This is a genomic window from Rhizobium sp. KNZ14-9A, assembly GCF_056755015.1.
Genome location: NZ_JBPGXB010000002.1, coordinates 1,403,065 through 1,423,420, shown reverse-complemented (window position 1 = coordinate 1,423,420; position 20,356 = coordinate 1,403,065). Strand labels below are relative to the sequence as shown.

At 60.9% G+C, this 20,356-nt stretch carries 20 protein-coding genes; 9 read left to right on the top strand and 11 right to left on the bottom strand.

Annotated features, from left to right (window positions below):
* Positions 1 to 13: 13 nt before the first annotated feature.
* Both ACR9ZQ_RS13445 and ACR9ZQ_RS13440 read left to right on the top strand, forming a co-directional pair.
* Positions 14 to 481: an ester cyclase gene (locus ACR9ZQ_RS13445; RefSeq protein ID WP_113322116.1), complete on the top strand. Its 468-nt coding sequence runs from the start codon at positions 14 to 16 to the stop codon at positions 479 to 481.
* Positions 448 to 1,401, top strand: coding sequence for an NADP-dependent oxidoreductase (locus tag ACR9ZQ_RS13440; protein WP_481428034.1), 954 nt, complete (start codon positions 448 to 450; stop codon positions 1,399 to 1,401). The genes ACR9ZQ_RS13445 and ACR9ZQ_RS13440 overlap by 34 nt, the downstream gene beginning before the upstream one ends.
* Before the next feature lie 200 nt (positions 1,402 to 1,601).
* On the opposite strand, the gene ACR9ZQ_RS13435 is transcribed toward ACR9ZQ_RS13440, so the two are convergent.
* The 3 genes from ACR9ZQ_RS13435 to ACR9ZQ_RS13425 are packed head-to-tail and all read right to left on the bottom strand — an operon-like array spanning position 1,602 to position 3,806.
* The gene (locus ACR9ZQ_RS13435) at positions 1,602 to 2,504 is read right to left on the bottom strand and encodes a dihydrodipicolinate synthase family protein (RefSeq protein ID WP_310388445.1); all 903 of its coding nucleotides are present in this window, start codon (positions 2,502 to 2,504) and stop codon (positions 1,602 to 1,604) included.
* A 14-nt stretch (positions 2,505 to 2,518) separates the two neighbouring features.
* Positions 2,519 to 3,154 (bottom strand): LysE family translocator, encoded by a 636-nt coding sequence (locus ACR9ZQ_RS13430; protein WP_442205611.1) that lies wholly within the window; start codon positions 3,152 to 3,154, stop codon positions 2,519 to 2,521.
* Between the two features lie 43 nt (positions 3,155 to 3,197).
* A complete protein-coding gene (locus ACR9ZQ_RS13425) occupies positions 3,198 to 3,806 on the bottom strand; it encodes a LysE/ArgO family amino acid transporter (RefSeq protein ID WP_481428033.1) in 609 nt (202 codons plus the stop codon).
* 100 nt (positions 3,807 to 3,906) lie between these two features.
* Between ACR9ZQ_RS13425 and ACR9ZQ_RS13420 the strand changes: the two genes are divergently transcribed.
* A complete protein-coding gene (locus ACR9ZQ_RS13420) occupies positions 3,907 to 4,803 on the top strand; it encodes a LysR family transcriptional regulator ArgP (RefSeq protein WP_481428032.1) in 897 nt (298 codons plus the stop codon).
* 66 nt (positions 4,804 to 4,869) lie between these two features.
* Here ACR9ZQ_RS13420 and ACR9ZQ_RS13415 read toward each other — a convergent pair whose 3' ends face one another.
* Together ACR9ZQ_RS13415 and ACR9ZQ_RS13410 are read right to left on the bottom strand one after the other, a co-directional pair.
* Positions 4,870 to 6,048: a sulfite oxidase gene (locus ACR9ZQ_RS13415; protein ID WP_310388453.1), complete on the bottom strand. Its 1,179-nt coding sequence runs from the start codon at positions 6,046 to 6,048 to the stop codon at positions 4,870 to 4,872.
* 265 nt (positions 6,049 to 6,313) lie between these two features.
* Positions 6,314 to 6,814 (bottom strand): GFA family protein, encoded by a 501-nt coding sequence (locus ACR9ZQ_RS13410; RefSeq protein ID WP_310388455.1) that lies wholly within the window; start codon positions 6,812 to 6,814, stop codon positions 6,314 to 6,316.
* A gap of 394 nt (positions 6,815 to 7,208) precedes the next feature.
* Here ACR9ZQ_RS13410 and ACR9ZQ_RS13405 point away from each other — a divergent pair, with 394 nt between their 5' ends.
* Entirely contained in the window at positions 7,209 to 8,336 is a 1,128-nt protein-coding gene (locus ACR9ZQ_RS13405) for an alpha/beta hydrolase (protein ID WP_310388457.1), read from the top strand.
* A gap of 131 nt (positions 8,337 to 8,467) precedes the next feature.
* Here ACR9ZQ_RS13405 and ACR9ZQ_RS13400 read toward each other — a convergent pair whose 3' ends face one another.
* Positions 8,468 to 9,103, bottom strand: a complete 636-nt coding sequence (locus ACR9ZQ_RS13400) for a glutathione S-transferase family protein (RefSeq protein ID WP_310388459.1) — start codon at positions 9,101 to 9,103, stop codon at positions 8,468 to 8,470.
* 264 nt (positions 9,104 to 9,367) lie between these two features.
* Here ACR9ZQ_RS13400 and ACR9ZQ_RS13395 point away from each other — a divergent pair, with 264 nt between their 5' ends.
* Positions 9,368 to 10,162, top strand: coding sequence for a metallophosphoesterase (locus ACR9ZQ_RS13395; protein WP_310388461.1), 795 nt, complete (start codon positions 9,368 to 9,370; stop codon positions 10,160 to 10,162).
* A 31-nt stretch (positions 10,163 to 10,193) separates the two neighbouring features.
* On the opposite strand, the gene ACR9ZQ_RS13390 is transcribed toward ACR9ZQ_RS13395, so the two are convergent.
* The 3 genes from ACR9ZQ_RS13390 to ACR9ZQ_RS13380 form a co-directional block, all read right to left on the bottom strand.
* Positions 10,194 to 11,120, bottom strand: coding sequence for an AraC family transcriptional regulator (locus tag ACR9ZQ_RS13390; protein ID WP_310388463.1), 927 nt, complete (start codon positions 11,118 to 11,120; stop codon positions 10,194 to 10,196).
* A gap of 45 nt (positions 11,121 to 11,165) precedes the next feature.
* Positions 11,166 to 11,450: a hypothetical protein gene (locus ACR9ZQ_RS13385; RefSeq protein ID WP_481428031.1), complete on the bottom strand. Its 285-nt coding sequence runs from the start codon at positions 11,448 to 11,450 to the stop codon at positions 11,166 to 11,168.
* A gap of 339 nt (positions 11,451 to 11,789) precedes the next feature.
* The gene (locus ACR9ZQ_RS13380; RefSeq protein WP_310388466.1) at positions 11,790 to 12,689 is read right to left on the bottom strand and encodes a LysR family transcriptional regulator; all 900 of its coding nucleotides are present in this window, start codon (positions 12,687 to 12,689) and stop codon (positions 11,790 to 11,792) included.
* A gap of 179 nt (positions 12,690 to 12,868) precedes the next feature.
* On the opposite strand from ACR9ZQ_RS13380, the gene ACR9ZQ_RS13375 reads away from it, so the two are divergent.
* On the top strand, positions 12,869 to 14,203 hold the full coding sequence (locus ACR9ZQ_RS13375; RefSeq protein WP_481429312.1) for an MFS transporter: 1,335 nt from the start codon (positions 12,869 to 12,871) through the stop codon (positions 14,201 to 14,203).
* A gap of 43 nt (positions 14,204 to 14,246) precedes the next feature.
* On the opposite strand, the gene ACR9ZQ_RS13370 is transcribed toward ACR9ZQ_RS13375, so the two are convergent.
* Complete coding sequence (locus ACR9ZQ_RS13370; RefSeq protein WP_310388468.1) at positions 14,247 to 15,212, bottom strand: LysR family transcriptional regulator; 966 nt, start codon at positions 15,210 to 15,212, stop codon at positions 14,247 to 14,249.
* A 106-nt stretch (positions 15,213 to 15,318) separates the two neighbouring features.
* Here ACR9ZQ_RS13370 and ACR9ZQ_RS13365 point away from each other — a divergent pair, with 106 nt between their 5' ends.
* A complete protein-coding gene (locus tag ACR9ZQ_RS13365) occupies positions 15,319 to 15,843 on the top strand; it encodes a YybH family protein (protein ID WP_481428030.1) in 525 nt (174 codons plus the stop codon).
* Between the two features lie 84 nt (positions 15,844 to 15,927).
* Here the strand turns inward: ACR9ZQ_RS13365 and ACR9ZQ_RS13360 are convergent, their stop codons facing one another.
* Complete coding sequence (locus tag ACR9ZQ_RS13360) at positions 15,928 to 16,815, bottom strand: alpha/beta fold hydrolase (protein ID WP_481428029.1); 888 nt, start codon at positions 16,813 to 16,815, stop codon at positions 15,928 to 15,930.
* A gap of 77 nt (positions 16,816 to 16,892) precedes the next feature.
* On the opposite strand from ACR9ZQ_RS13360, the gene ACR9ZQ_RS13355 reads away from it, so the two are divergent.
* Both ACR9ZQ_RS13355 and ACR9ZQ_RS13350 read left to right on the top strand, forming a co-directional pair.
* Positions 16,893 to 17,495: a TetR/AcrR family transcriptional regulator gene (locus tag ACR9ZQ_RS13355; RefSeq protein ID WP_481428028.1), complete on the top strand. Its 603-nt coding sequence runs from the start codon at positions 16,893 to 16,895 to the stop codon at positions 17,493 to 17,495.
* Positions 17,496 to 17,758: 263 nt separating this feature from the next.
* Positions 17,759 to 20,251: an arylsulfatase gene (locus ACR9ZQ_RS13350; protein ID WP_481428027.1), complete on the top strand. Its 2,493-nt coding sequence runs from the start codon at positions 17,759 to 17,761 to the stop codon at positions 20,249 to 20,251.
* The last annotated feature ends 105 nt before the right edge of the window (positions 20,252 to 20,356 follow it).

Below are 20,356 nucleotides of genomic sequence, written 5' to 3'. Positions count from 1 at the left end.
AAGGGAAGCAACTATGGAAACTACCGAAAATAAACCGAGTGTTTTCGGCATTTCGCCGGAAGAACTGCGAGCCGTGGAGACGCTCTACCGGGCCTTCAGCGAAGGGAACCCGGACCTTCTCGACGAAGCCGTTACGGCGGACTGGCAGGATATCCCTCTTGCACCGCACCAGCAGCCGGGTCGCGATGGCATGAAACCCCTTATCCGAGAATTTGTCGCGGCCTTTCCGGACATCAGGATCCAGATCCTGGAGATCATCGGCGCACCAGGTCGCGCTGCCGTACGTGCAGTCATTACTGGGACCCATACCGGCGAATGGTTCGGCATCGCTCCAACCGGTAGATCCTTTCGGATGCCCATTCACGAATTCCACCACATCGACAACGGCATGCTTACGCACACCTGGCATCTCGAGGACTGGTTCGGCTGGCTGTTTCAGGTTGGCGCATGGCCTGTCCAAGCGGAGGAGACGACCCGATGAAAGCCCTCCGCATTGGCAACTATAACGCTGCGCCGGTCGTCGAGGACGTACCGACGCCAGATATCAGCCCGGGCGAGGTTCTCGTGCGTATCAAGGCGGCAAGCCTCAATCCGCTCGATGTAAAGCTGCAGCGTGGGTTTATGCATGCGTTCTTCCCGCTGGCATTCCCCTACATCTTGGGCACCGACCTTGTGGGCACCGTCGAATACGCAGGAAGCGACGTCACCCGTTGGCGCAAAGGCGACGAAGTCCTGGCTCGCCTCGACCCGACAAGCGGCGGCGCCTTTGCCGAATTCGCTGTCGTCAGAGATGACTATTTGGTCAGCGTGCCGAAAAAGGTATCGTTCGAAGAAGCAGCAGGCATTCCGACAGCGGCGGGCACCGCGTGGCAGGCACTGTTCGAAGTCGCGGATCTGAAACGCGGTCAACGCGTCCTGGTGCATGCGGGTGCCGGTGGCGTCGGTAGTTTTGCCATTCAGTTTGCCCGTTCTGTCGGCGCACACGTGATTGCGACAGCATCGGGAACGGGGATCGACATCGCCCGCCGGCTCGGCGCGGATCAGGTGATCGATTATCGGTCGGAGAACTTTGTGAACAAGGTGTCTGACATCGATGTGGTGCTCGACACGATCGGCGGTGAAACCCAGCAGCGATCGTTCAACGTCCTGCGCTCGGGCGGATATCTCCTGGCTACCTCCGCGCCACCGGATGAAGCGCTCGCGAAGGCGCATAATGTAGCGGCGAGCTTCGTTTTCCATGCTTCCGACCGAAGCCGTCTTGAAAAGATCGTCGAAGCTATTGACGCGAGTTCGCTGAAGGTTCTCGTCGATCAGAAAGTGTCGTCGCTCGACCTTGCCCACGCCTTTGAGCATCAGGCATCAGGTCGCGCTCGCGGCAAGATCATCGTCGCATTCGACTAGACACAGCAACGCCACTGCATACCGCGGTGGCGTTTCCCTCAGTGCATTATCGACGATCAAGTCCCTCGCCCAGACCGGCGACCGGCGCTTCAAGAACCGCTGATTGTTGCTGATGACGCGGCAGCAAGAAAGCTTCGGTCGAGCTGTCATATCTTGTCGCGACGCTTCGCCAAGCACGCAAGCCTGTTGGGTACGGGACCCTAGCGGCCGACTGCGGCGCCGAGGCGTTCAAGCGCCTCGCGCACGCGCCCACGCGCCGATTCCGGAAGGCCAAGCACCGGCCGCGGTGGCGCAAACCGACCGAGGCCGATGAGATCGGCAATGGTGTACATGACGCGGAAACTGCCGAATTCCTTGAATAGCGCCCAGAGCGGCGCGAAGGCTTCGTTGATGCGTCCCGCCTCTTTAGTGTCGCCCGCCTGCGCCGCCCTCGTCAGTCTCAGGGCCTCGGCGGGCAGCAGGCCTCCCGCCACGCTATACCAGCCATCGGCACCCGCCAGCAGCGCATCCGCAGCACCCCAGTCGCCGCTATAGCCGACAGCGAAATTATCAGGTATCACCGAACGGAGACTTGCAATCTCTGCTGCGATATCGCCATTGGCGGGCAGCGGCATCTTCACCGCCTTGACGGTGCCGAGCCTGGAGAGCCGGGCGATCAGCTCGACGCTGAAGGTAAATTTCGTCGTGCCCGGATTGTTGTAGATGCAGAGCGGCAACTGCCCGACATCGGCCACAGCTGCAAAATGCTCGTAGACCTCATCATCGGTGAGCGGCGTGTAGGAGACCGGCGCCAGCAGCAGGCCATCCGCCCCGAGCTCCCGCGCATCTTTTGCGAGCGCCTGCGCCTCGTCTGTTCGAAGCGCTCCGACGCCGACGATGACTGGGATCTTGCCGCCGACGGCAGACATCGCCGTTTCAACCGCCCGGCGCCGCTGATCGCGCGACAGGAAGGCGTAACCGCCGGTGCTGCCGAGCAGGCCGATGGAATCGGCGCCCGCGGCCTGGATGCGGGCAAGCAGGGTGGCGAGCGCGTCGGTATCGACAATGCCGGAAGCATCTGATGGCGTGATCGGAAATGCGGAAAGACCGTGAAAAAGCGGCATCGGGAACGTCCTCTTTATGCGCGCGACAGCAGGAGCTTCATGCCGGCCGCCCCGAAGACGAGCGCCAGTGTGCCCTCGATCCAGCGCCGCGCGTGGCGATACATGCGGATCATCGGCGCGGTGGAGAAAACCAGCGCATAACCGCAGAAGATCGTGATGCTCAGAACAGCGCAGCCTGCGAGGATGACGGCAACCGTCGTCGGCGTCGCACCCGGGCCGAGGCCGAGCGTCATGGTCGCGATCCAGCCGAGCAGCGCCTTCGGGTTGGTCAGATGCATCAGGAGGCCGCGGCGATAGAGGCTGAAGCCCGAAGCCGGCCTGATGGCATCGAGCGGCCTGCCCTGCTTCTCGTCAGAGGTCATGGCGGATTTGCCGGCCTTGTAGGCAAGGAACAGCAGGTACAAACCGCCTGCTATCTTCAGGATAACAAGCGCCTGGGCATATTGCGCCAGAATGGCGGAAACGCCGGTCGCCGCCATCGAGCCCCAGAAGAGCGAGCCGCTGACCACACCGGCGGCAATCATCAATGCGGACTGGCGCCCCTGATGCATGGCCACGCCCATGATGCGCATATTGCTGGGGCCTGGGCTGGCTGCGGCGATGATATAGGCGGTGAAGACAAGGGCGAGATGATGCGGGTCGACTGACATTCTGATTTCCCAAGGTCGAATGCGCTTGAGGCGTATGCAGCCGTCACATGCCGTTCAGGAGCTTGAACGCGATCAGCCACATCACGCAAGCGATGATGGTTTCGAGAATGCGCCAGGAAACCGGCCGTGAAAAGATGGGGCGAAGCCAGGCCGCACCATATCCCAGCGAAAAAAAGAACAGGAAGGAGCCGGTCACGGCCCCCGCGGCAAAAGCCGCCTGATGGCCGGCAAAGCGCGTCGAGATCGTGCCGAGCAGGATCACCGTATCGAGATAGACATGCGGATTGAGCCAGGTGAGTGCCAGGCACATGGCCATGGTCTTGCAGAAGCTTGCCCCCGCCCCGTTTGAAACCTGCAGCGCGCCCGAAGACCACACTGCCGAATAGAGGCTTTTTGCCCCATACCAGATGAGGAATGCCGCCCCGCCATAGCGCATGACCGGATCGAGCCAGGGCATGAGGTTCACCACCCGCGCCAGGCTGGTGACGCCGACGACGATCAGGATCGCATCGGATAGAGCGCAGGCCAGGCAGACGGCGAAAACATATTCATTGCGCAGCCCCTGGCGCAGGATGAAGGCATTTTGCGCACCGATCGCCACGATCAGGCTGAGGCCGGCGGCCAAGCCGGTGAAATAGGTCGTAAAGTTCATGATATCAGAGGTTTCCGTCGCGTTGTTGAGACGCTCAGTAGACGGATCGGTCACATTAAGCTAATTAATCATCCTTACGTTAATTAAGCGCAGCTTACCCATGATCGATTATCCCGCCCTTCGCGTGCTGCTTGCCGTGGTCCAGACCGGCAGCTTCGAAAAGGCCGCCGCCGTCCTGAACGTCACGCCATCGGCAGTCTCGCAGCGCATCAAGCAGCTGGAAGAGCGCCTGGGCGCCGCCCTCGTCGTGCGCGGAACGCCATGCACGGCGACGGAAAAGGGCGACTGGCTCTGCCGGCACATGGAAAATGTCGGCATGCTGGAAAGCGAATTGCTGGAACACCTGCCGGCGCTGAGCGACCGCGACAGTCCCGAACAGCGCGTCACGCTGCGGATCGCCACCAGTGCCGACAGCCTCGGCACCTGGTTTCTGGAGGCCATGGCGGATTTTTCGAAAAGCTCGAACTATCTCCTGAACATTTCCATCGACGATCAGGACCACACGGCCGAATGGCTGGAGCGCGGCCGCGTCATCGCCGCCGTCACCAGCATGGAAAAGCCGGTCTCCGGCTGCCGCCGCTACTCGCTCGGCGCGCTGCGCTACCACGCGACCGCAAGCCCCGAATTCGTCCATCGCTATTTCCCTGATGGCGTCACCCCGGAAGCACTTGCCCGCGCCCCGTCCTTCACCTTCAACCAGAAGGACCGCCTGCAGGCGCAATGGATCCGCCGCACACTGGCGACCGACGTCAACGTGCCGACGCACTGGCTGCCGGCCACACAGGGCTTTCTCGATGCGAGCCTGCTCGGCATGGGCTGGGGCATGAGCCCGATCCAGCTGATTGAGCACCACATCAAAGCCGGCCGCCTCGTCGAACTGATCCCCGACACACCGCTTGATGTCGTGCTCTACTGGCAGATCAGCCGGCTTGCTGCAGACCGGCTTGCGGGTTTGACGCAAAAAGTGATCGATGTGGCGAGGCGGTCGCTGGTGTGAGGGTGACGCGTGGGGACAACAGCGTCTGCTTTGGGCCAAAAGCCGCCATTCCGCCCCATGCGGTGATTAGATCACGAATTCCTCCTCGTACGTCTGTGGCTCGGGAACGACCGTGATCTCCACCGGAATGATCCAATTGGCCACGTAGCTCTCGCAGTCGGAACGCTGGAGGTCGGGCTGCGCGGACCCGGCCCCATCGATCGCGCGACATCGCAGTATATATCGCCCCACTTCTTCAGGGGTCCACATGTATTCCCACAAGCGCCATGCAAAGGGACGTTCTGTTTCGAGGAGCTTTCCCTCGCGCCAGCCCCTGCCATCCCCGGTGCAGACCTGCACCTGCCGGACAGCAGCCTCTCCGCTCCAGGCGGCTCCGAAAATCCGGTACGGTTGGCCGACGATGAGACGCGCCCCCTGTACGGGACGCGCGATCTGCGCTTTGACCTCCATCTCCGCAAGGGGGACCAGCCTGGGTTCCCCGAGGCTGCGCTCCCAACGGAAATAGTCGCGCGCCTGCCAGTAGCCAAGGAACGGTTGCTCCACAACCGTGATATCAGTGACCCACTTGACCCAAGCCATGCCGAACCAGCCACCCACGACCGCGCGTAGCGGGTAGCCGTGATCGCGCGTCAACGGCTGCTCGTTCATCGAATAGGCAAGGATCGTGCTGTCAGCGATGGCCTTCTCAAGCGGCAAACTGCGCGCAAAAGCGATGGGGCCGGGAGAAGCCGTTTTCTTGTTCGCGTCGACGACGCCGCTGTCGGCGCCTGCGAGCAGGACCTCACATGCGGTTCGCTTGACGCCCGCCATTTCCAAAATCTCGCGCAGAAGAACACCTGTCCAGGCAGCATTGCCGACGGCTCCATTCTGCCACTGCAATCCCTCCTTCGGCGGCTCATAGTAGACGCGCCCGTTCCCCGCGCACTCGACGACGGCGGTGAAAGTCGTGCTCCGCATCGCCTTGATGCTGTCGAGGTCAAGTTCGATCGGCCGCTCCACCGCCCCGCCAACCCGCAATCTCCAGTCTCGCGCATTGAGGTCCGGCGACGGGAAATGATTTCGCACGAAAAACAGCTCGGTTGGGATCAGCCAATCGGAGAGCGACGCAAACGGAAACTCGATATTCTCTGGGGATTTCTGTCGAACTATTAGACTGGGCTGCTGTGGTGTCGGCATCGCGTACTCGTCTCCCCCTTCAAAGAGCACAACGTCGGCTCTCGGTCGCACGAACTCCGGTTCGATCACACCGCCCCTCGCAGTGCGTCTGTCGCATTCCGCCTTCGGGCCGCATTCTAGCACATACCGTACGTCTCTCGGATCGACCTCGAACGGCAGCAAAGGGCCGAAAGCGGTCATTCGCTCCAAGTCAGACCAGTCCACCAGAACGCCAGACTTCGCATGCCGGAGCAGAATGCCAACAGCCGGCCCAGCCCGCCATCTATCATCAAACCGCGCTCAGCCTGAATAGCGGCAACGGACAGCGCCGCACTGGCAGCCGCCGGAATAGGCCTCAGCCATCACGCCCCCTCACCACCCATGCGGTGGTATCGTGATCGGGGTGCTGGTTGCTGCTCTCCTTGATTGCCGCGGCCCAGTCGGCGCCGTTGTTTTCGGTCGCACCGGTATTTTCTATGCCGGTGATCGTATCGAACCATTTCACCATGTTCTCGGTGCAGGTATTGGCACGCGGCGAGAAGGCGTGCGGGTCATCAAGCGAACCGATCATCAGGTTGGTGCGACCGTTTTCGAGGTGGTGGAAAAACAATGGCGTGCCGCAATTGGCGCAGAATCCGCGCTCGACAAGCTCCGAGCTCTTCCAGACATCAGGCTTGCCGCGTGTCCAGGTGAGTGCATCATCGGGCGCGGCGACAAGCGCGGCAAAGATGTTGCCCGAGGCCTTCTGGCACATGCGGCAATGGCAGAGATGCGAATTGTCGAGCATAGCGGTTGCGTGATAGCGCACGGCGCCGCACTGGCAGCCGCCGCTCACCTCCATCTCGATGCGTTTCATTTTTTCTCCTCCTTCAAGAGGCGGGTTGGGTTTAATTTCTTTTAGATTTTCGTCTTTTGATCGTCCAGCCTGAGGAATACTCTCTCGGTGGATCGTCGAACGGTTCTTCGCATGGATCATGCCGGAACCACATGAATTCTCGGACGAACTCCGGGATAACCCGATTCCTGTTGCAATCGCCAAAAAATTGTATTAGCTAATTCTTGAGGAAATATTCACGTAAAACTTGGAAACTGCAAAATCCACTTGGTCTTGGCGCAATTAATACGCGTGGCCTAGCGAGATTTACTGTCTGTTTGCTATGCGCTCTTCGTGCAACGGGAGCGTGGCCTGATAGTTATGCTGTCGGTAGCGATCTCTGAGGCGGTCGTGCCATCTGGACGTGGAGAGGATCATGATTCAGACGGTTTACTTCGCAACCAATCGTCAGCCCCTCCTTGACCCCACGGATCCGCAGCATCAGCGGATCATCGGCTTCGGTTCCGAACTCGGGCCGACCAGCGGCATCGATGTCCGCTACGGCAGCGCCAAGGTCAACGTCAATCTGTCGAGGAAGACGAACGTGCTCGTGCCGGGCTCGCTCGCCGTCGCCAACCAGCAGCTTCTCTTTGCCGAAGGCGAGGCGCCGACGCTTGGCAGCGACACGATCTTCGATGCCATCCGCGCCTCGATGAAGGCCGATGACAAGCCAACCATCGCCTTCATCCATGGCTTCAGCAACAGTTTCGTCGATTCCATCGAGCGCGCCGGCTGGCTGAGCGCCTTCTACGGCCTCGACGTCAACATGTTCGTTTTCTCCTGGCCGTCGATTGCCTCGCTCCTGCCCATACCCACACCGTTTGGCGATTACGCCCATGATCGCAAGACCGCGGCGGCATCAGGCATCGCGATCGCCCGAACCCTGCGTCGCCTCAGCGATTTCGTCGACAAGCTCAGCGAGGAAGAGCGCTGCAACCAGGCCATTCACCTCATCTGCCACAGCATGGGCAATTATGTGATGCGAAACGCGCTGCAGGCGCTGATGAAACTGCCCGAACCGCCCTCCCCGACACTCTCGACCGTTAGTGCCATGACCTCGCTCGATGGCACATCGTCATCGCCCCTTCGCCGCTATTTCGACAAGGTGATCCTGGCTGCCGCGGACGAGGATGCCGATGCCTTCGACGATCCCCAGAAATTCAAGTTCCTGCCGCGGATCTGCCGGTCGATCACCGTCTATTATTCCGAGAAGGACTGGATTCTCAGCACGCTCAGCAGCGGCACAAAATTCAACGGACCGCGCCTCGGCGCAGACGGCCCCGACAATATGGGCACGATCAGCGACAAGGTATCGGCGGTCGACGTCAGCGCCATACTCGAGCTCTCAGAGCCGGAGAACCATCAATATTACCGCGTCTTCCCGCAGATGCGCGACGACATAAAGGCGGTCCTCACCGGCACCCCGGCCGAAAAGATCGCCAATCGCCAGGCAATCGGGCAATCCAGGTGGCGGATCGTCAGGAGGGCCGGGAGAAGCGGATGAACGGGATCAATTCGGCCGGGTTTTGAACCTGAAGCCGGCGTTCGCGCGAAGCTTCTGTCCGATCAAAACCCCTCCCCAACCACTAGCCGGAAATCAGGCGATGCACGACAAACAAGTTCCGAGAAAGTACCTCATTCCCATAGTGAGATACCTTCTTGAGAAAGCGCGTTTTGAACGGCCGGTCTGTCTTCAAGACGGCGGGCATGTCTGGTCCACGCTGGATAGCTATTCTGCATGTCTATGTGCATCCGATTTCCCCATCGATAGAACACCAGCAGATATGGATCGACCACGGAATAGTGGTCTCCCACGGCCCAGAGACGCTCGTTCAGTCTGCTTTCGATAAGCGCGAAGGCTGAAGAAAGATGCTGCTTGCCCTTGGCGATCAACGAATCATACTCGCCATCGTCGGTGAAATAGTCCGGTCGCCAAATCATTCGAACAGCGACGGCATGCACCGTGCCTGACAGCCAGTTAAACCATTCGATCGATCGAACGATTGCTTCCGGATCTGCGCTCAAGAGCTTGGCACCAGGGTTGGTTAGCCCGAGATGGACGAGGATTGCCGGCGCTTCCGTCAGGATAAAATTGTCAGCGGTGAGGACGGGAATGCGGCCTTTCGGGTTTAGTCGGCGGAATTGATCAGTTTTAGTTTCTGGATGCCCCGGAGACATCAAAGCAAGTGAGTAGGGTTCGCCGATTTCCTCCAGTACGATGTGAGGCGCGAAAGAGCATGAGCCCGGTGCGGCATGTAGTGTGTATAGCATCTGATCATCGAATGAATGCGGTGAAAGTCCCAATGAAAGCGACAGTTTTACAGATGAATTCCGCGACGCCGTAAAAATCAGCGTTTCGCGACGAATAAGTGCGCAGACTGCTTCGCGAAGATATCTCCATCAAGATAAATCGCCCAAAATACCCCCGCACCGCAGGGGATTCTCCGGCAGTATCGAGTTCGATTCCACATTTCAGTTGGGGGCTGGGCGCAGCTCATAAACAATGCCATACCGAGTGCGACAAGGGAGTCATCGATGACCGGGAACGCTTCTCTGCACACATTCGCCATCGGCGATGTCCACGGGCGTGCCGACCTGCTGGAGAAGATGCTCTCCGGCATTGCCGGCAAGGCGCGCGACGAGACGATCGACTACCGGATCGTCTTCCTCGGCGACATCATGGACCGCGGGCCGGAGAGCCGCAAAGCGATGGATCTCGTCATCCGGACGCTGCGCGACAGACCGGGCTCGAAGCTGATACGCGGCAACCACGACGCCCTCCCTCTTCAGATCCTCGACGAGACGGACCCGGCCGTTCAGGCAGATCTCGTAAACCACTGGCGGGACCTCGGAGGCAGCGAGACGATGCTGTCCTACGGCCTGCCCCTTGAGGCAGCCATCACCGCAGATGAGATCAGCAGCAGGTTTGGAGACGAGCGCCTGCAATGCCTGCGCGCGGCGGAACGCTATGTCGAACTCGACCACCACATCCTCGTCCATGCCGGCCTGAAACCCGGCATTCCCCTGGCCGAGCAGGATGCGCATACGCTGATGTGGATTCGCGGCGAATTCCTGAACGCCAGCACCTCATTCGGCAAGATCGTCGTCCATGGGCACACGATTACCGCAAGCGAACGCGTCGAGATCTTCCCGAACCGGATTGCCATCGATACCGGCGCCTTCGCGACGAATATCCTCTCTGCGCTCCACATCAGCCCATCCGGCGATGTGGCGGTGCTGCAGGCAACGGAAGTCCGCCCCGGTCCGTGCCGTTTTCAGGAAGGCCGGCCCCTCCACCGGTCTCATGATAATGCGGATATGCTTTTCTAGGATTGGGCAGAGCGAGACGGGGTAAACGGGATCAATTCGGCTCTCGTCTGAATGGCACCAGATTGGACGTGGAACCCTTCGCAATATCCCGGCCCGTCTCTTCATTCCGGCGATCGCCTTCGCCCGGTTCCGCGCGCCAATCCGCCGTGATTTCCAGCCTGTGCGGGCTTGCCGGCAACTGGTCGCTGAAATAGCGCGTCGGCGTCGTGCCGAGCATGCGGCGGAACATGGCAATGAAGGCGCTGACGCTCTCGTAGCCGAGATCGCCGGCAATGACGGTCACGAGCTGCCCCGCCGCCAGGCGCTGAAGGGCGACGCCGATATGCAGCTGCTGTCGCCAGCGCAGGAAGGACATTCCCGTTTCCCGCTGGAACAGGCGGCTGAGCGTCCGGTTGCTTGCGCCAACCCGCGCACCCCATTCGTCTATGGTGAACCGCAGGCCAGGTTCGGCGACCATCGCTTCGGCGAGCCGCTGCAGCCTGCGATCGGTGGGCATCGGCAGATGGATCGGCTCGAGCGGTGCTGCCCTCAGCTCATCGAGAAGCACGCCGACCAGACGGTGAAGACGGTCTTGCGCCATATCCGGACTATCCGGGCGCGGCTCCAGGCGAAAAATCAACTCGCGCAGGAAAGGCTGGACGAAGAGAATGCCGCATTCGTCCTTCAGGTCACCGGTCAGTTTCGCGTCGACATAGAGATTGCCGATCTTGATATGGCCGCAGGCACGCCCGCTATGGGAAGTGCCGCCCGGAATCCACAGCGCGCAATTCGGCGGCACCGTCCAGACACCGCCGGCCGCCCTCATCGTCAGCACGCCGCTCATCACGTAAAGCAGCTGCGCCTTGCCATGACGATGCGGCTCCGTCTCGCCGACGAAACTCGCCTCGGTGATGAAACTGAAGGCCGGGCGCAACACCTCATCGATCGCCGACGGGTCAAATGTCTCTGGAATATCCATTGTCGATCCTCGTCGGTAAATTCACACCGAAGGCACCTCGCTCTATCACAGAAGCCACGCATCGTCCCTGCTGCCGAGCAGGCTCCGCCCCTTGCGCTCCGCCTCGTCTTCGTTTGCCGCAAAGATGATCGCGAAACCAAACGCCTTTCCGGCCGTGGCCGCCGCAATCTTGATCGCGGCCGATGTCGGCCTGCCGCCATCGATGACGATCATGCCCCGGCAATAGGCCCTCATCCGATCCTTGATCCTCTTGAAAAACAGCGCCCGCTCCTTGCGCTCCTCCTGCGTCTCCTCCTCGTGATCGTCAGGCGCGTGATCCGTGACCAGCACGAACGGCCGCCGCTCCTCCAAGAGAGCCTCGATCTGGTCATTGATGGAGGTTTCTGCATCGGCATTGGTGCGGATGAAGACGACAGGCAGGCGGGAAACGATCCAGAAGCACGGCAGCGGCCTTTCGAAATGGAAGCAAGTGAGGCCAGACTAGCATTCCGGACGGGAGCCGGATTTCGCGAAGCTGCCAACAAATGCCGGGGATCGGCCAAGTTTGGGCAACTGCGATGGGTGAAGCTTGCCGTGACGCATGAGCCCGTGGAGAGCAAGGCGCACATGGCGACTGACAGCGTCTGCCTTGCGCCGATAGCGGTCCTTCTTCAATTATCGAATGCGCACTCAGTTCATTGACTTGAACGTCTGAAAGATCAGCGCTCTCAGCCAACGATGAACGGGATCTGCATCCATCCGCGGGTGCCACGCCTGGACGATGTCGAATCCCGGCACGGCTACCGGCAGGTCAAACGTCCTGATCTGGCTTGTTGCGGCGGATTTACGATAAGAATTCGGAATCGCGCCGATCAAATCGGATGCCGCCGCAACTGCGATCACCGCTGGAAAGCTTGGCACGATCAGTCTGACATCGCGGTGGACGCCGAGTTCGGCGAGCGCCCTGTCGACCGGACCGGCAAAATCCGCGTGCGGTGAAAAAAGTACGTGGCCCCAGGCGGCATAGCTCTCGACCGTGATCTCATCTGCATCGAAAATCGGGTGTCCTGTCCTTGCAAGACCCACATACCGGTCTTCGAAAAGGGTCTGGCAACGCAGTTCCCCGCTCTCCGTCGGCAGGACGCCGATATCCAGATCCACGGCCGCGTCTCTCAAGGATTGAACGTCCTTGTCCGATCGCGGCGCAAATCGAAGCCTTATCCCTGGTGCCGCGTTCGCCACAGCAGCGCTCAGGCCCGCGGCAAAAATAAGCACGAACGCCTCATTGGCACGGATGGTGAAATCGCGGCGCACCTCGCGGATTTCCACGGTCGACGGCGGACTGAGCACCGCTTTCACAGCTTCTTTCAACGAATGCACGTCTTCGGCAATCGCCAGGGCATGGGGCGTTGCGACCATGCCGCGCCCGGCCGGCACAAGGATCGGATCGCCGAGCGCAGTCCTCAAGCGTGACAGCGTCCGGCTCATGGCTGATGTACTGAGGCCAAGCCGACGCGCGGCGGCCGATACGCTTCTCTCGCGCAACAGCGCATCCAGTGCCACCAGGAGGTTGAGGTCGAGATCGGGCATGACTCCATTTACTCACGCATGGCGTTTCATGCAACAGTTGTTTGATTTCGTTGCGTCTGGCGCTCGCAGTCGGCAAGGCCTAACTAGTCGTCCATCCGATAACGATTGGGAGTTTCTCAATGTCCCTCGCCTCCACCGTACCGATTTCTCAGGATGGCCCGGCATCGCCTAGACAGTACATGGCCATCGCACTCATCCTTCTCTCAGCTGTTCTTGTCGTTCTGGACGGCGCCATTGCCAACGTCGCCTTGCCCTCGATCGCGCTCTCGCTGCACGTGGAAGCGGGCAGCACCGTATGGGTCGTCTCAGCCTATCAGCTGGCCGTGCTGGTCGCCCTTCTTCCGTGTGGCGCGCTCGGGGAAATCTATGGCGCGCGGCGGGTCTTCCTGATCGGCGTCGCACTGTTCACCGCGGCTTCGGCTGCCTGCGCCTTCGCCGGTGACCTTTCCTTGCTGGTCCTTGCCCGTTTCGCGCAAGGCCTCGGCGCGGGCGCGATCATGGCGCTTGCCATGATGAACCTGCGCTCAGCCTTGCCGCAGCACATGCTGGGTCCGATCATCGGAATCAATGCAATGGTCATCGCAATTTCTTCCGCTGCCGGTCCAGGCATTGCCGGCGCCATTCTTTCCGTCACGACCTGGCCCTGGCTCTTTGCGGTCAACATACCGCTCGGCATCATTGTACTTCTCAGCGGCGGTCTGCTGGGCAAGATGCAGGGCACGAACCGAAAGCTGAACACCAAGGCCTTGCTGGCCAACACATCGATGTTCATCCTCTTCTTCTGCGGCACCGACCGGATAGCGACTGCGCCGGCAAGTGGCGCGGTCCTCATTGCCGCCTCGGTAGCTTGCCTTGTCATACTGCTGCGCCTGGAACGCAACAGCGACGCCCCGATCATTCCGACCGATCTCCTGGCGGCACCTGCATTCCGCGTGGCGGTGATCGCATCGGTATCCTGCTTCTGCGGCCAGATGCTGAGCTACATCGCGCTACCCTTTTATCTCCAGCACAGGTTGCACATGACTCCGGTTCTGGCCGGTCTCTACATGATGCCCTGGCCGGTTGCGACCGCGATCATCGCGCCATTTTCGGGACGTCTGGCAAACCGCGTCAAGACCGCATGGCTTTGCGCGACAGGCGGCGCACTGCTGGGTGTCGGCCTCCTTGTGGCAGCTCTCTGCCCACCCGATCCGAGAGGTATTGCCTTTCTGGTCGGCACGGTGATTGCCGGCCTGGGTTTCGGCCTGTTCCAGACGCCGAACAACCGCATTCTGCTTCTCTCGGCTCCGAAATCCAGAAGCGGCGCGGCAGGTGCCATGCAGGGCACCGCACGGCTTCTCGGCCAGACCCTGGGCGGAATCTTCATGTCGCTCATCTTCGCGACATTGCCGCTCTCCGCCGCGCTCGAATTTGCGGTCGTCCTGTCGGCTGGCTGCGCGGCAATTGCCAGCCTGGTCAGCCTGAGCCGCGCCCGCTCCGAACTGGCGGGACAATCTGGAGAGAGCAGTCGATGAGCATTCTGTTCGCCAGGGGCCGAAAGCATTCGTTCGTTCCTGGTCAGACCGATCCCGCAGAACGCCCGACCTCACATGCCGATAGCAGCATCCCGAACAACCAGCTCAGACCGGCATCCATCATCGCCGCGCGCGGGGCAACGGCGCTCAGCCGGAAACGCGGCAGCGGCAAAGGCGCATCCACCGTCACCAGGTCGAAGCGCGGCGCGTAGAGTGCGGCGAAGCGACGGGGGACGGCAGCAAGCATGTCGCTCTCGCCGGCGATGGCGAGCGCGAACATGAAGTTCGGCACCGTCAGCGCCATCCGCCTGTTCAAGCCCCGCTGTTCAAGCGCCGTGTCGACGAAGCCGTGCGGATCACCACCAAGCGAAACGACGAGGTGGCGCATCCCGATATAGCGGTCGAGCGTCGCCTCCCGCGCGAAAGGATGGCCGGCGCGCATGGCGATGACGAAATCCTCTTCGTAGAGCGTGAGACTGTGAAAGCGCGCCGGGATATCATCGGCGGGCACCACCGCGATATCCATGGCGCGGGCTTCCAGATCGCCAAAAGCATTGCGCCAGGCCCGCGCAGGCGCGCTTTCGCCCTGTTCCGGCAGCAGCTGGCGTATGCTGATATCGATCTGCGGCGCCGCCTTTTCCAATCCGGCAAGCAGCGCGGACAGGAAGACCGCGGAAACGCCATCCGGCGCCCCGAGCGTGAACCGGCGGCTCGACCTTACCGGATCGAACGGCTCGGCGGTCGCAATCACGCTTCGCACCCTGGCGAGGATCTCGGCAACCGGCGCGGCAAGCTCCATCGCCCGGGCCGTCGCCACCACGCCTCTGGGCGTCCTTACGAACAGCGGATCATTGAGCATCCGCCGCAGGCGTCCAAGCCCGTGGCTGACGGCTGACGCTGAGATATTCAGCCGGTCGGCGGCGCGGCCGACATGGCCCTCCTCGATAACGGCTTCGAAAAGCACGAGGAGATTGAGATCGGCGCGCGAGAGATCAGTTTCATTCAGCATATTGCTGAAATCATATCATTGGCTTCAGCATCGGGGAACTGGCATTTCTGGAGCATGCGGGCGCCGCAGCCGCGTCTCCGAACTCCAGGCTGGCAAAGGAAATCTCATGTCACCGTCTCGACGATCCCTTCTCGTTGCCGGCACCGCTGGTCTTGCGTCCCTTGCCGGTAATGTCGGCGACAGCAACGCGGATATGCCGGCAGCAAATCTTGCCCGGATATCGGAAGAGGCCAATGCCGCGCTGATGCGCGGCGATGTCGATACCTACCGGGCGCTTGTGCCACGTACGCAGGACTTCACACTGATGTCACCCTTCGGTGGCACGCCGTCTCACGAGACCGGCTTCACCGAGAAGACCTGGGATGGCATGCGGCAGTTTTTCAGGAACGGCACGCTGAAACAGGAAGTTGTCGAGACCTATGCCGGCACCGATATGATCGTGCTCGCCGTCATCGAGCGCGCCCATGTCGAAGTCGGCGGCCTGCCCGCGCAGGACTGGGCGCTGCGGGTGACGCTCGTCTACCGGCGGGAGGGCGGAGAGTGGCGGCTTGCCCACCGCCACGCCGATCCGCTCGGCCATGCCATCACGTTGGAGCAATCGGCGGCGCTGGGGCGTGGGGCTGCATCTTGACGAATGTTTTGCGCCGAGAGCGGACAAGAGGTTGCGACAAAAGCAGAAAGGGAGCGAGCACCCTGCCCGCTCCCTATTCCAAATTCATTTGTCTGATACCGCGTCTCTGAACTTCGCCAGATCGCCATTGAAGCGCTGCGCCTCTTCCAGGAATGGCGCATGCCCCGACTTTGGATAGATCTTGGTCTGAACGGCCGGATTGAGCTCCCGCGCTCTTGCGATGCTCGGCTCGACATTGACCAGAACGTCCTTGCCGCCATAGAGCAACAGAACCGGCACACGCGCTTTAGGCAAACCGGCAGAAACGGTCATCGACGGGACGGTCCGCGTCATGATCCACGAGGCCATCGCGGCATTTGACAGCAGCCGTTCGAACGTCGCCGTATCCGGCTTGGTCTCGAAACACAGGCCAAGGAACGTCCTGACGGCATCGAGATGCACTGTTAGATCATCCGAAGCCATGCCCGCATAGACATCAGGATGCGATGTGATCAGCGCGGCGTTGAGTTCGATGACGCCGTCGACATAGACGATGCCGCCAAGGCCATCGTCTCCATAGGCGGCAAGATAGTTGGAGAGCACGACACCGCCGAGCGACCAGCCGACCAGAACGGGATTTTTCGCGCCTGTCTCCTTGAGGACGGCCGAGAGATCGTCGGCCCAGCGGCGCCCGTCATGATAGGCCTCTGCATCATCTGGCTTGCCCGACAGGCCGTGGCCGCGCAGGTCATAGGTGATCAGCCGATATTTCTGCAGATTGGCGCTGCCTACCTGCATGTCCCAGTTCAGATGGCTGCCAAGCAGGCCGTGGATGAAAACGATCGCCAGCCCGGCGGGATCGCCCGATTCCTGAACCGCGATCTCGACGCCATCAGGCGCCTTCATCGTGTAATTCTTCTCCGCGCCCATCGCCATGGAAGACAGGCCCATCAGCAGGACCGCCACCCAAATTCCGCGCATTATTCGTATCATGCCAAAATCCTTATGTTTAGTGATCACTACAAACTAACGGCTTGCTTTTTGCTGTCAAGCGGTCTTTAGTGATCACTATGGATAAGGTTGTGAAAACACGTCGCGGCGGCCCGCGAACCTTCGACAGGGATCAGGCGATCGATATCGCCATGCGCCTCTTCTGGAGGCATGGATACGAGGGGGTCTCGCTGAACGACCTGACGGCCGCAATCGGCGTCGCGCCCCCAAGCCTCTATGCGGCTTTCGGCAGCAAGGCGGGGCTCTACCGCGAGGCGCTCGATCGCTATTTCGGCCTGCGGGGGCCGGTGTGGGATATCAGAACGGCCACGACCCTTCAGGAGACGATCGAGACGCTGCTGCACAAGGCGATCGACGCCGTTACCGACCCAGCCGGGGAGCGCGGCTGCATGATATCAAGCGGCTTGATCCAGTGCGGGCCTGATCATGCGGACCTGGCGCGCGAAACGGCAGAGCGGCGAAACACAATGCGGGAGATGATCGCAGAGACGCTCGGGCGATGGCTGGATCAGGAAAATGCGGTTTCGCTCGCCCGCTATCTCGTGGCCGTCCTGCAGGGATTGTCCGTTCAGGCATATGACGGCGCCTCGCGGCAGGAACTGCGGCAGGTCTCGGACGAAGTCATCGCGGGTGTGCAGGCCAGGGCGTTGAAGGGCATCTAGCGGGGCTTTCGCCCACATCCACTAGCGCGGGTGCCGGGACGGAATAGAGTTCGCTCGTCGCCCTTCGCCGTAGTGATGAAACCCATCGGACATGCTATGTTACAACCAAGGCGTATCTGCTGTGGCCTCCATCTCGAGTTGATTTCGTTGCGTCGATGGCCAGGGCGAAAGGAGGGGGAGACCGATCTCGAGCAGCATTGTACTCGTGGAAACCGCAATCGGCGGCGCTGACATGCCTACACCACAACTCGGGAGGATGTCTAATGATACGTGCAGCGCTTCTGGCCGCCTCCGCGGCCCTTTTTGCAGCCGTGCCTGCAAACGCTCAGCAGGTTACCGGGACGCTCGGCTCGCCCAACGCCACGACGACGATCGACGGGCGTTATCTCCCGCCGCCGCCGCAGCCGTTTGAGGGCACCATCAATCTCAACGCCTTGCAGTCCAAACAGGCATGGCCAGCGCGTGTCGTGCCGCCAAGGGGCGCGCCAAATGTGCTCTTGATTATCACCGATGACGTTGGCTTTGGCGCTCCTTCGACGTTCGGAGGCGTCATTCCGACACCCACTCTGGATCGCATCGCCGCGGATGGCCTGCGTTTCACGAACTTTCACACAACATCGCTCTGCTCGCCGACGCGTGCGTGTCTCATCACAGGACGCAATCACCACTCAGAAGGCTTCGGAGTGATCTCGGAGCAGGCCACCGGCTTCCCCGGCTATGACAGTGTTCTTCCCAGGGACACCGCCACAATCGGCCGCATTCTGCTTGAGAATGGCTTCCGTACCTCATGGTTCGGCAAGGATCACAACACGCCGACCTATCAGACCAGCCAGGCAGGCCCGTTCAATCAATGGCCGACCGGCATGGGGTTTGAATATTTCTATGGCTTCATGGGTGGGGACAGCAGCCAGTGGTCGCCCATGCTGTTTCGCAACACCACGCAGATCGCTCCCTTTGTCGGCAATCCGCAATGGAACCTGATCACCGCCATGGCCGACGACGCCGTCGGCTGGCTGAACCAGTTGAATTCGATCGATCCGGCGATGCCGTTCCTGCTCTACTACGCGCCGGGGGGCACACACGCGCCACACCACCCGACGCCGGAGTGGATCGAGAAGGCCAGCGATCTTCATTTGTTCGACAAAGGCTGGAACGACGTTCGCGATCAGATCTTCGCCAACCAGAAAAGACTTGGCGTTGTCCCGACGGACGCCCAGCTCACGCCATGGCCGGATATGTTGAAGAAGTGGGATAGTTTGTCGGCCGACGAAAAGAAGCTGTTCATTCGCCAGGCGGACGTCTACGCCGCCTACCTGATGTACACCGATCACGAGATCGGCCGTGTGGTCCAGGCCGTCGCGGACATGGGCAAGCTCGACAACACCCTGATCATCTTCATCAGTGGCGACAATGGCGCGAGCGCCGAAGGCACGATGAACGGTACCTTCGCAGAATTGGTTCCGTTCAACGGCATCAATCCGACCGTTGCCCAGAACCTGAAGTTCTACGACGCGTGGGGCAGCAACGAGACCTATCCGCACTATGCCGTTCCGTGGGCCTGGGCACTGGATACGCCCTTCAAATGGACGAAGCAGATCCCGTCCTTCTTCGGAGGCACCCGCAACGGCATGGCCATCTCCTGGCCCGCGCGCATTTCCGACAAGGGCGGAATTCGGTCGCAATTCCATCATGTGATCGACGTCGTGCCGACGATCCTTGAAGCGACTGGCGTTCCCGCACCGATCATGGTCGACGGCATAGCGCAAAAGCCGATCGAGGGCGTGAGCATGGCCTACACCTTCGACAAAACCAATGCCGAGGCTCCCTCGCGACACCGCACGCAGTATTTCGAGATGATGGGGGCGCAGGGTCTATACGATGACGGTTGGATGCTGAGCGCAGTCCCCATCCGTGCGCCCTGGGAGTTGGCTGGCAAGGCGATCGATGATCCCGCCACCGCGTTCAAGATGGAACTCTATGACGTCCAGCACGACTGGACCCAGAACAACGACTTGGCTGCCGCCAATCCTGCGAAGGTCCAGGAGATGAAGGACCTGATGTTCGGCGAGTTTGCGAAGTACCAAGTCCTGCCGCTGGACGCTTCCGCTGCGACGCGCCTCGCTTCTCCGCGCCCGTCGGTCACGGCAGGAAGAAACGTGTTCACCTATAAGCAACCGGTGACGGGCCTGCCGGAAAGTGTGGCGCCCAATCTTCTCAATACCTCCTACACGATCACCGCGGACATCGATGTGCCGCAAGGAGGTGGCGATGGCGCCATTGTTTCCCAAGGTGGACGGTTTGGCGGATACGGGATGTACCTGCTGGGAGGCAAGCCGGTCGTGACCTGGAACCTTCTCGGTCTTGACAGAATTCGTTGGGAAGGCCCCGAAGCGCTCTCGCCCGGCAAGCACACCGTCGAATTTGACTTCAAATACGACGGTCTTGGCTTCGCAACGCTTGCCTTCAACAACCTCAGCGGCATCGGTCGTGGCGGCACGGGAACGCTGACGGTCGACGGCAAGACGGTCGCAACGCAGGCGGTACAGCGTACCGTACCGCTGATCCTGCCGGTCGATGAGACTTTCGACATCGGCTCGAAGACCGGCACCCCGATCGATGACCGCGACTATCAGGTTCCATTCCCGTTCACCAGCAAGCTCGAGAAGCTGACGATCTCCGTCGAGCCTCCTAAGCTGACACCGGACGACGAGAAGAAACTTATGGAAGCCTATCGAAGCGGACAGGACGCGAAATAGTCTGCGTCCATCGCCGAGGGCCGCTTGGCCCTCGGTGCCGCTTTACGGTTTGGACGGGCCTTGATACCGCTTCAGACGGACCGCCTCTCGATCCCCGTCTCTCAG

What these genes read in the sequence shown, in the direction of transcription:
- ACR9ZQ_RS13410 (WP_310388455.1), bottom strand. Translation starts at nt 6,814, where the DNA reads ATGAAACGCATCGAGATGGAGGTGAGCGGCGGCTGCCAGTGCGGCGCC.
- ACR9ZQ_RS13445 (WP_113322116.1), top strand. Translation starts at nt 14, where the DNA reads ATGGAAACTACCGAAAATAAACCGAGTGTTTTCGGCATTTCGCCGGAA.
- ACR9ZQ_RS13425 (WP_481428033.1), bottom strand. Translation starts at nt 3,806, where the DNA reads ATGAACTTTACGACCTATTTCACCGGCTTGGCCGCCGGCCTCAGCCTG.
- ACR9ZQ_RS13405 (WP_310388457.1), top strand. Translation starts at nt 7,209, where the DNA reads ATGATTCAGACGGTTTACTTCGCAACCAATCGTCAGCCCCTCCTTGAC.
- ACR9ZQ_RS13390 (WP_310388463.1), bottom strand. Translation starts at nt 11,120, where the DNA reads ATGGATATTCCAGAGACATTTGACCCGTCGGCGATCGATGAGGTGTTG.
- ACR9ZQ_RS13375 (WP_481429312.1), top strand. Translation starts at nt 12,869, where the DNA reads ATGGCCATCGCACTCATCCTTCTCTCAGCTGTTCTTGTCGTTCTGGAC.
- ACR9ZQ_RS13350 (WP_481428027.1), top strand. Translation starts at nt 17,759, where the DNA reads ATGATACGTGCAGCGCTTCTGGCCGCCTCCGCGGCCCTTTTTGCAGCC.
- ACR9ZQ_RS13435 (WP_310388445.1), bottom strand. Translation starts at nt 2,504, where the DNA reads ATGCCGCTTTTTCACGGTCTTTCCGCATTTCCGATCACGCCATCAGAT.
- ACR9ZQ_RS13370 (WP_310388468.1), bottom strand. Translation starts at nt 15,212, where the DNA reads ATGCTGAATGAAACTGATCTCTCGCGCGCCGATCTCAATCTCCTCGTG.
- ACR9ZQ_RS13380 (WP_310388466.1), bottom strand. Translation starts at nt 12,689, where the DNA reads ATGCCCGATCTCGACCTCAACCTCCTGGTGGCACTGGATGCGCTGTTG.
- ACR9ZQ_RS13365 (WP_481428030.1), top strand. Translation starts at nt 15,319, where the DNA reads ATGTCACCGTCTCGACGATCCCTTCTCGTTGCCGGCACCGCTGGTCTT.
- ACR9ZQ_RS13430 (WP_442205611.1), bottom strand. Translation starts at nt 3,154, where the DNA reads ATGTCAGTCGACCCGCATCATCTCGCCCTTGTCTTCACCGCCTATATC.
- ACR9ZQ_RS13400 (WP_310388459.1), bottom strand. Translation starts at nt 9,103, where the DNA reads ATGCTATACACACTACATGCCGCACCGGGCTCATGCTCTTTCGCGCCT.
- ACR9ZQ_RS13395 (WP_310388461.1), top strand. Translation starts at nt 9,368, where the DNA reads ATGACCGGGAACGCTTCTCTGCACACATTCGCCATCGGCGATGTCCAC.
- ACR9ZQ_RS13355 (WP_481428028.1), top strand. Translation starts at nt 16,893, where the DNA reads ATGGATAAGGTTGTGAAAACACGTCGCGGCGGCCCGCGAACCTTCGAC.
- ACR9ZQ_RS13440 (WP_481428034.1), top strand. Translation starts at nt 448, where the DNA reads ATGGCCTGTCCAAGCGGAGGAGACGACCCGATGAAAGCCCTCCGCATT.
- ACR9ZQ_RS13360 (WP_481428029.1), bottom strand. Translation starts at nt 16,815, where the DNA reads ATGATACGAATAATGCGCGGAATTTGGGTGGCGGTCCTGCTGATGGGC.
- ACR9ZQ_RS13420 (WP_481428032.1), top strand. Translation starts at nt 3,907, where the DNA reads ATGATCGATTATCCCGCCCTTCGCGTGCTGCTTGCCGTGGTCCAGACC.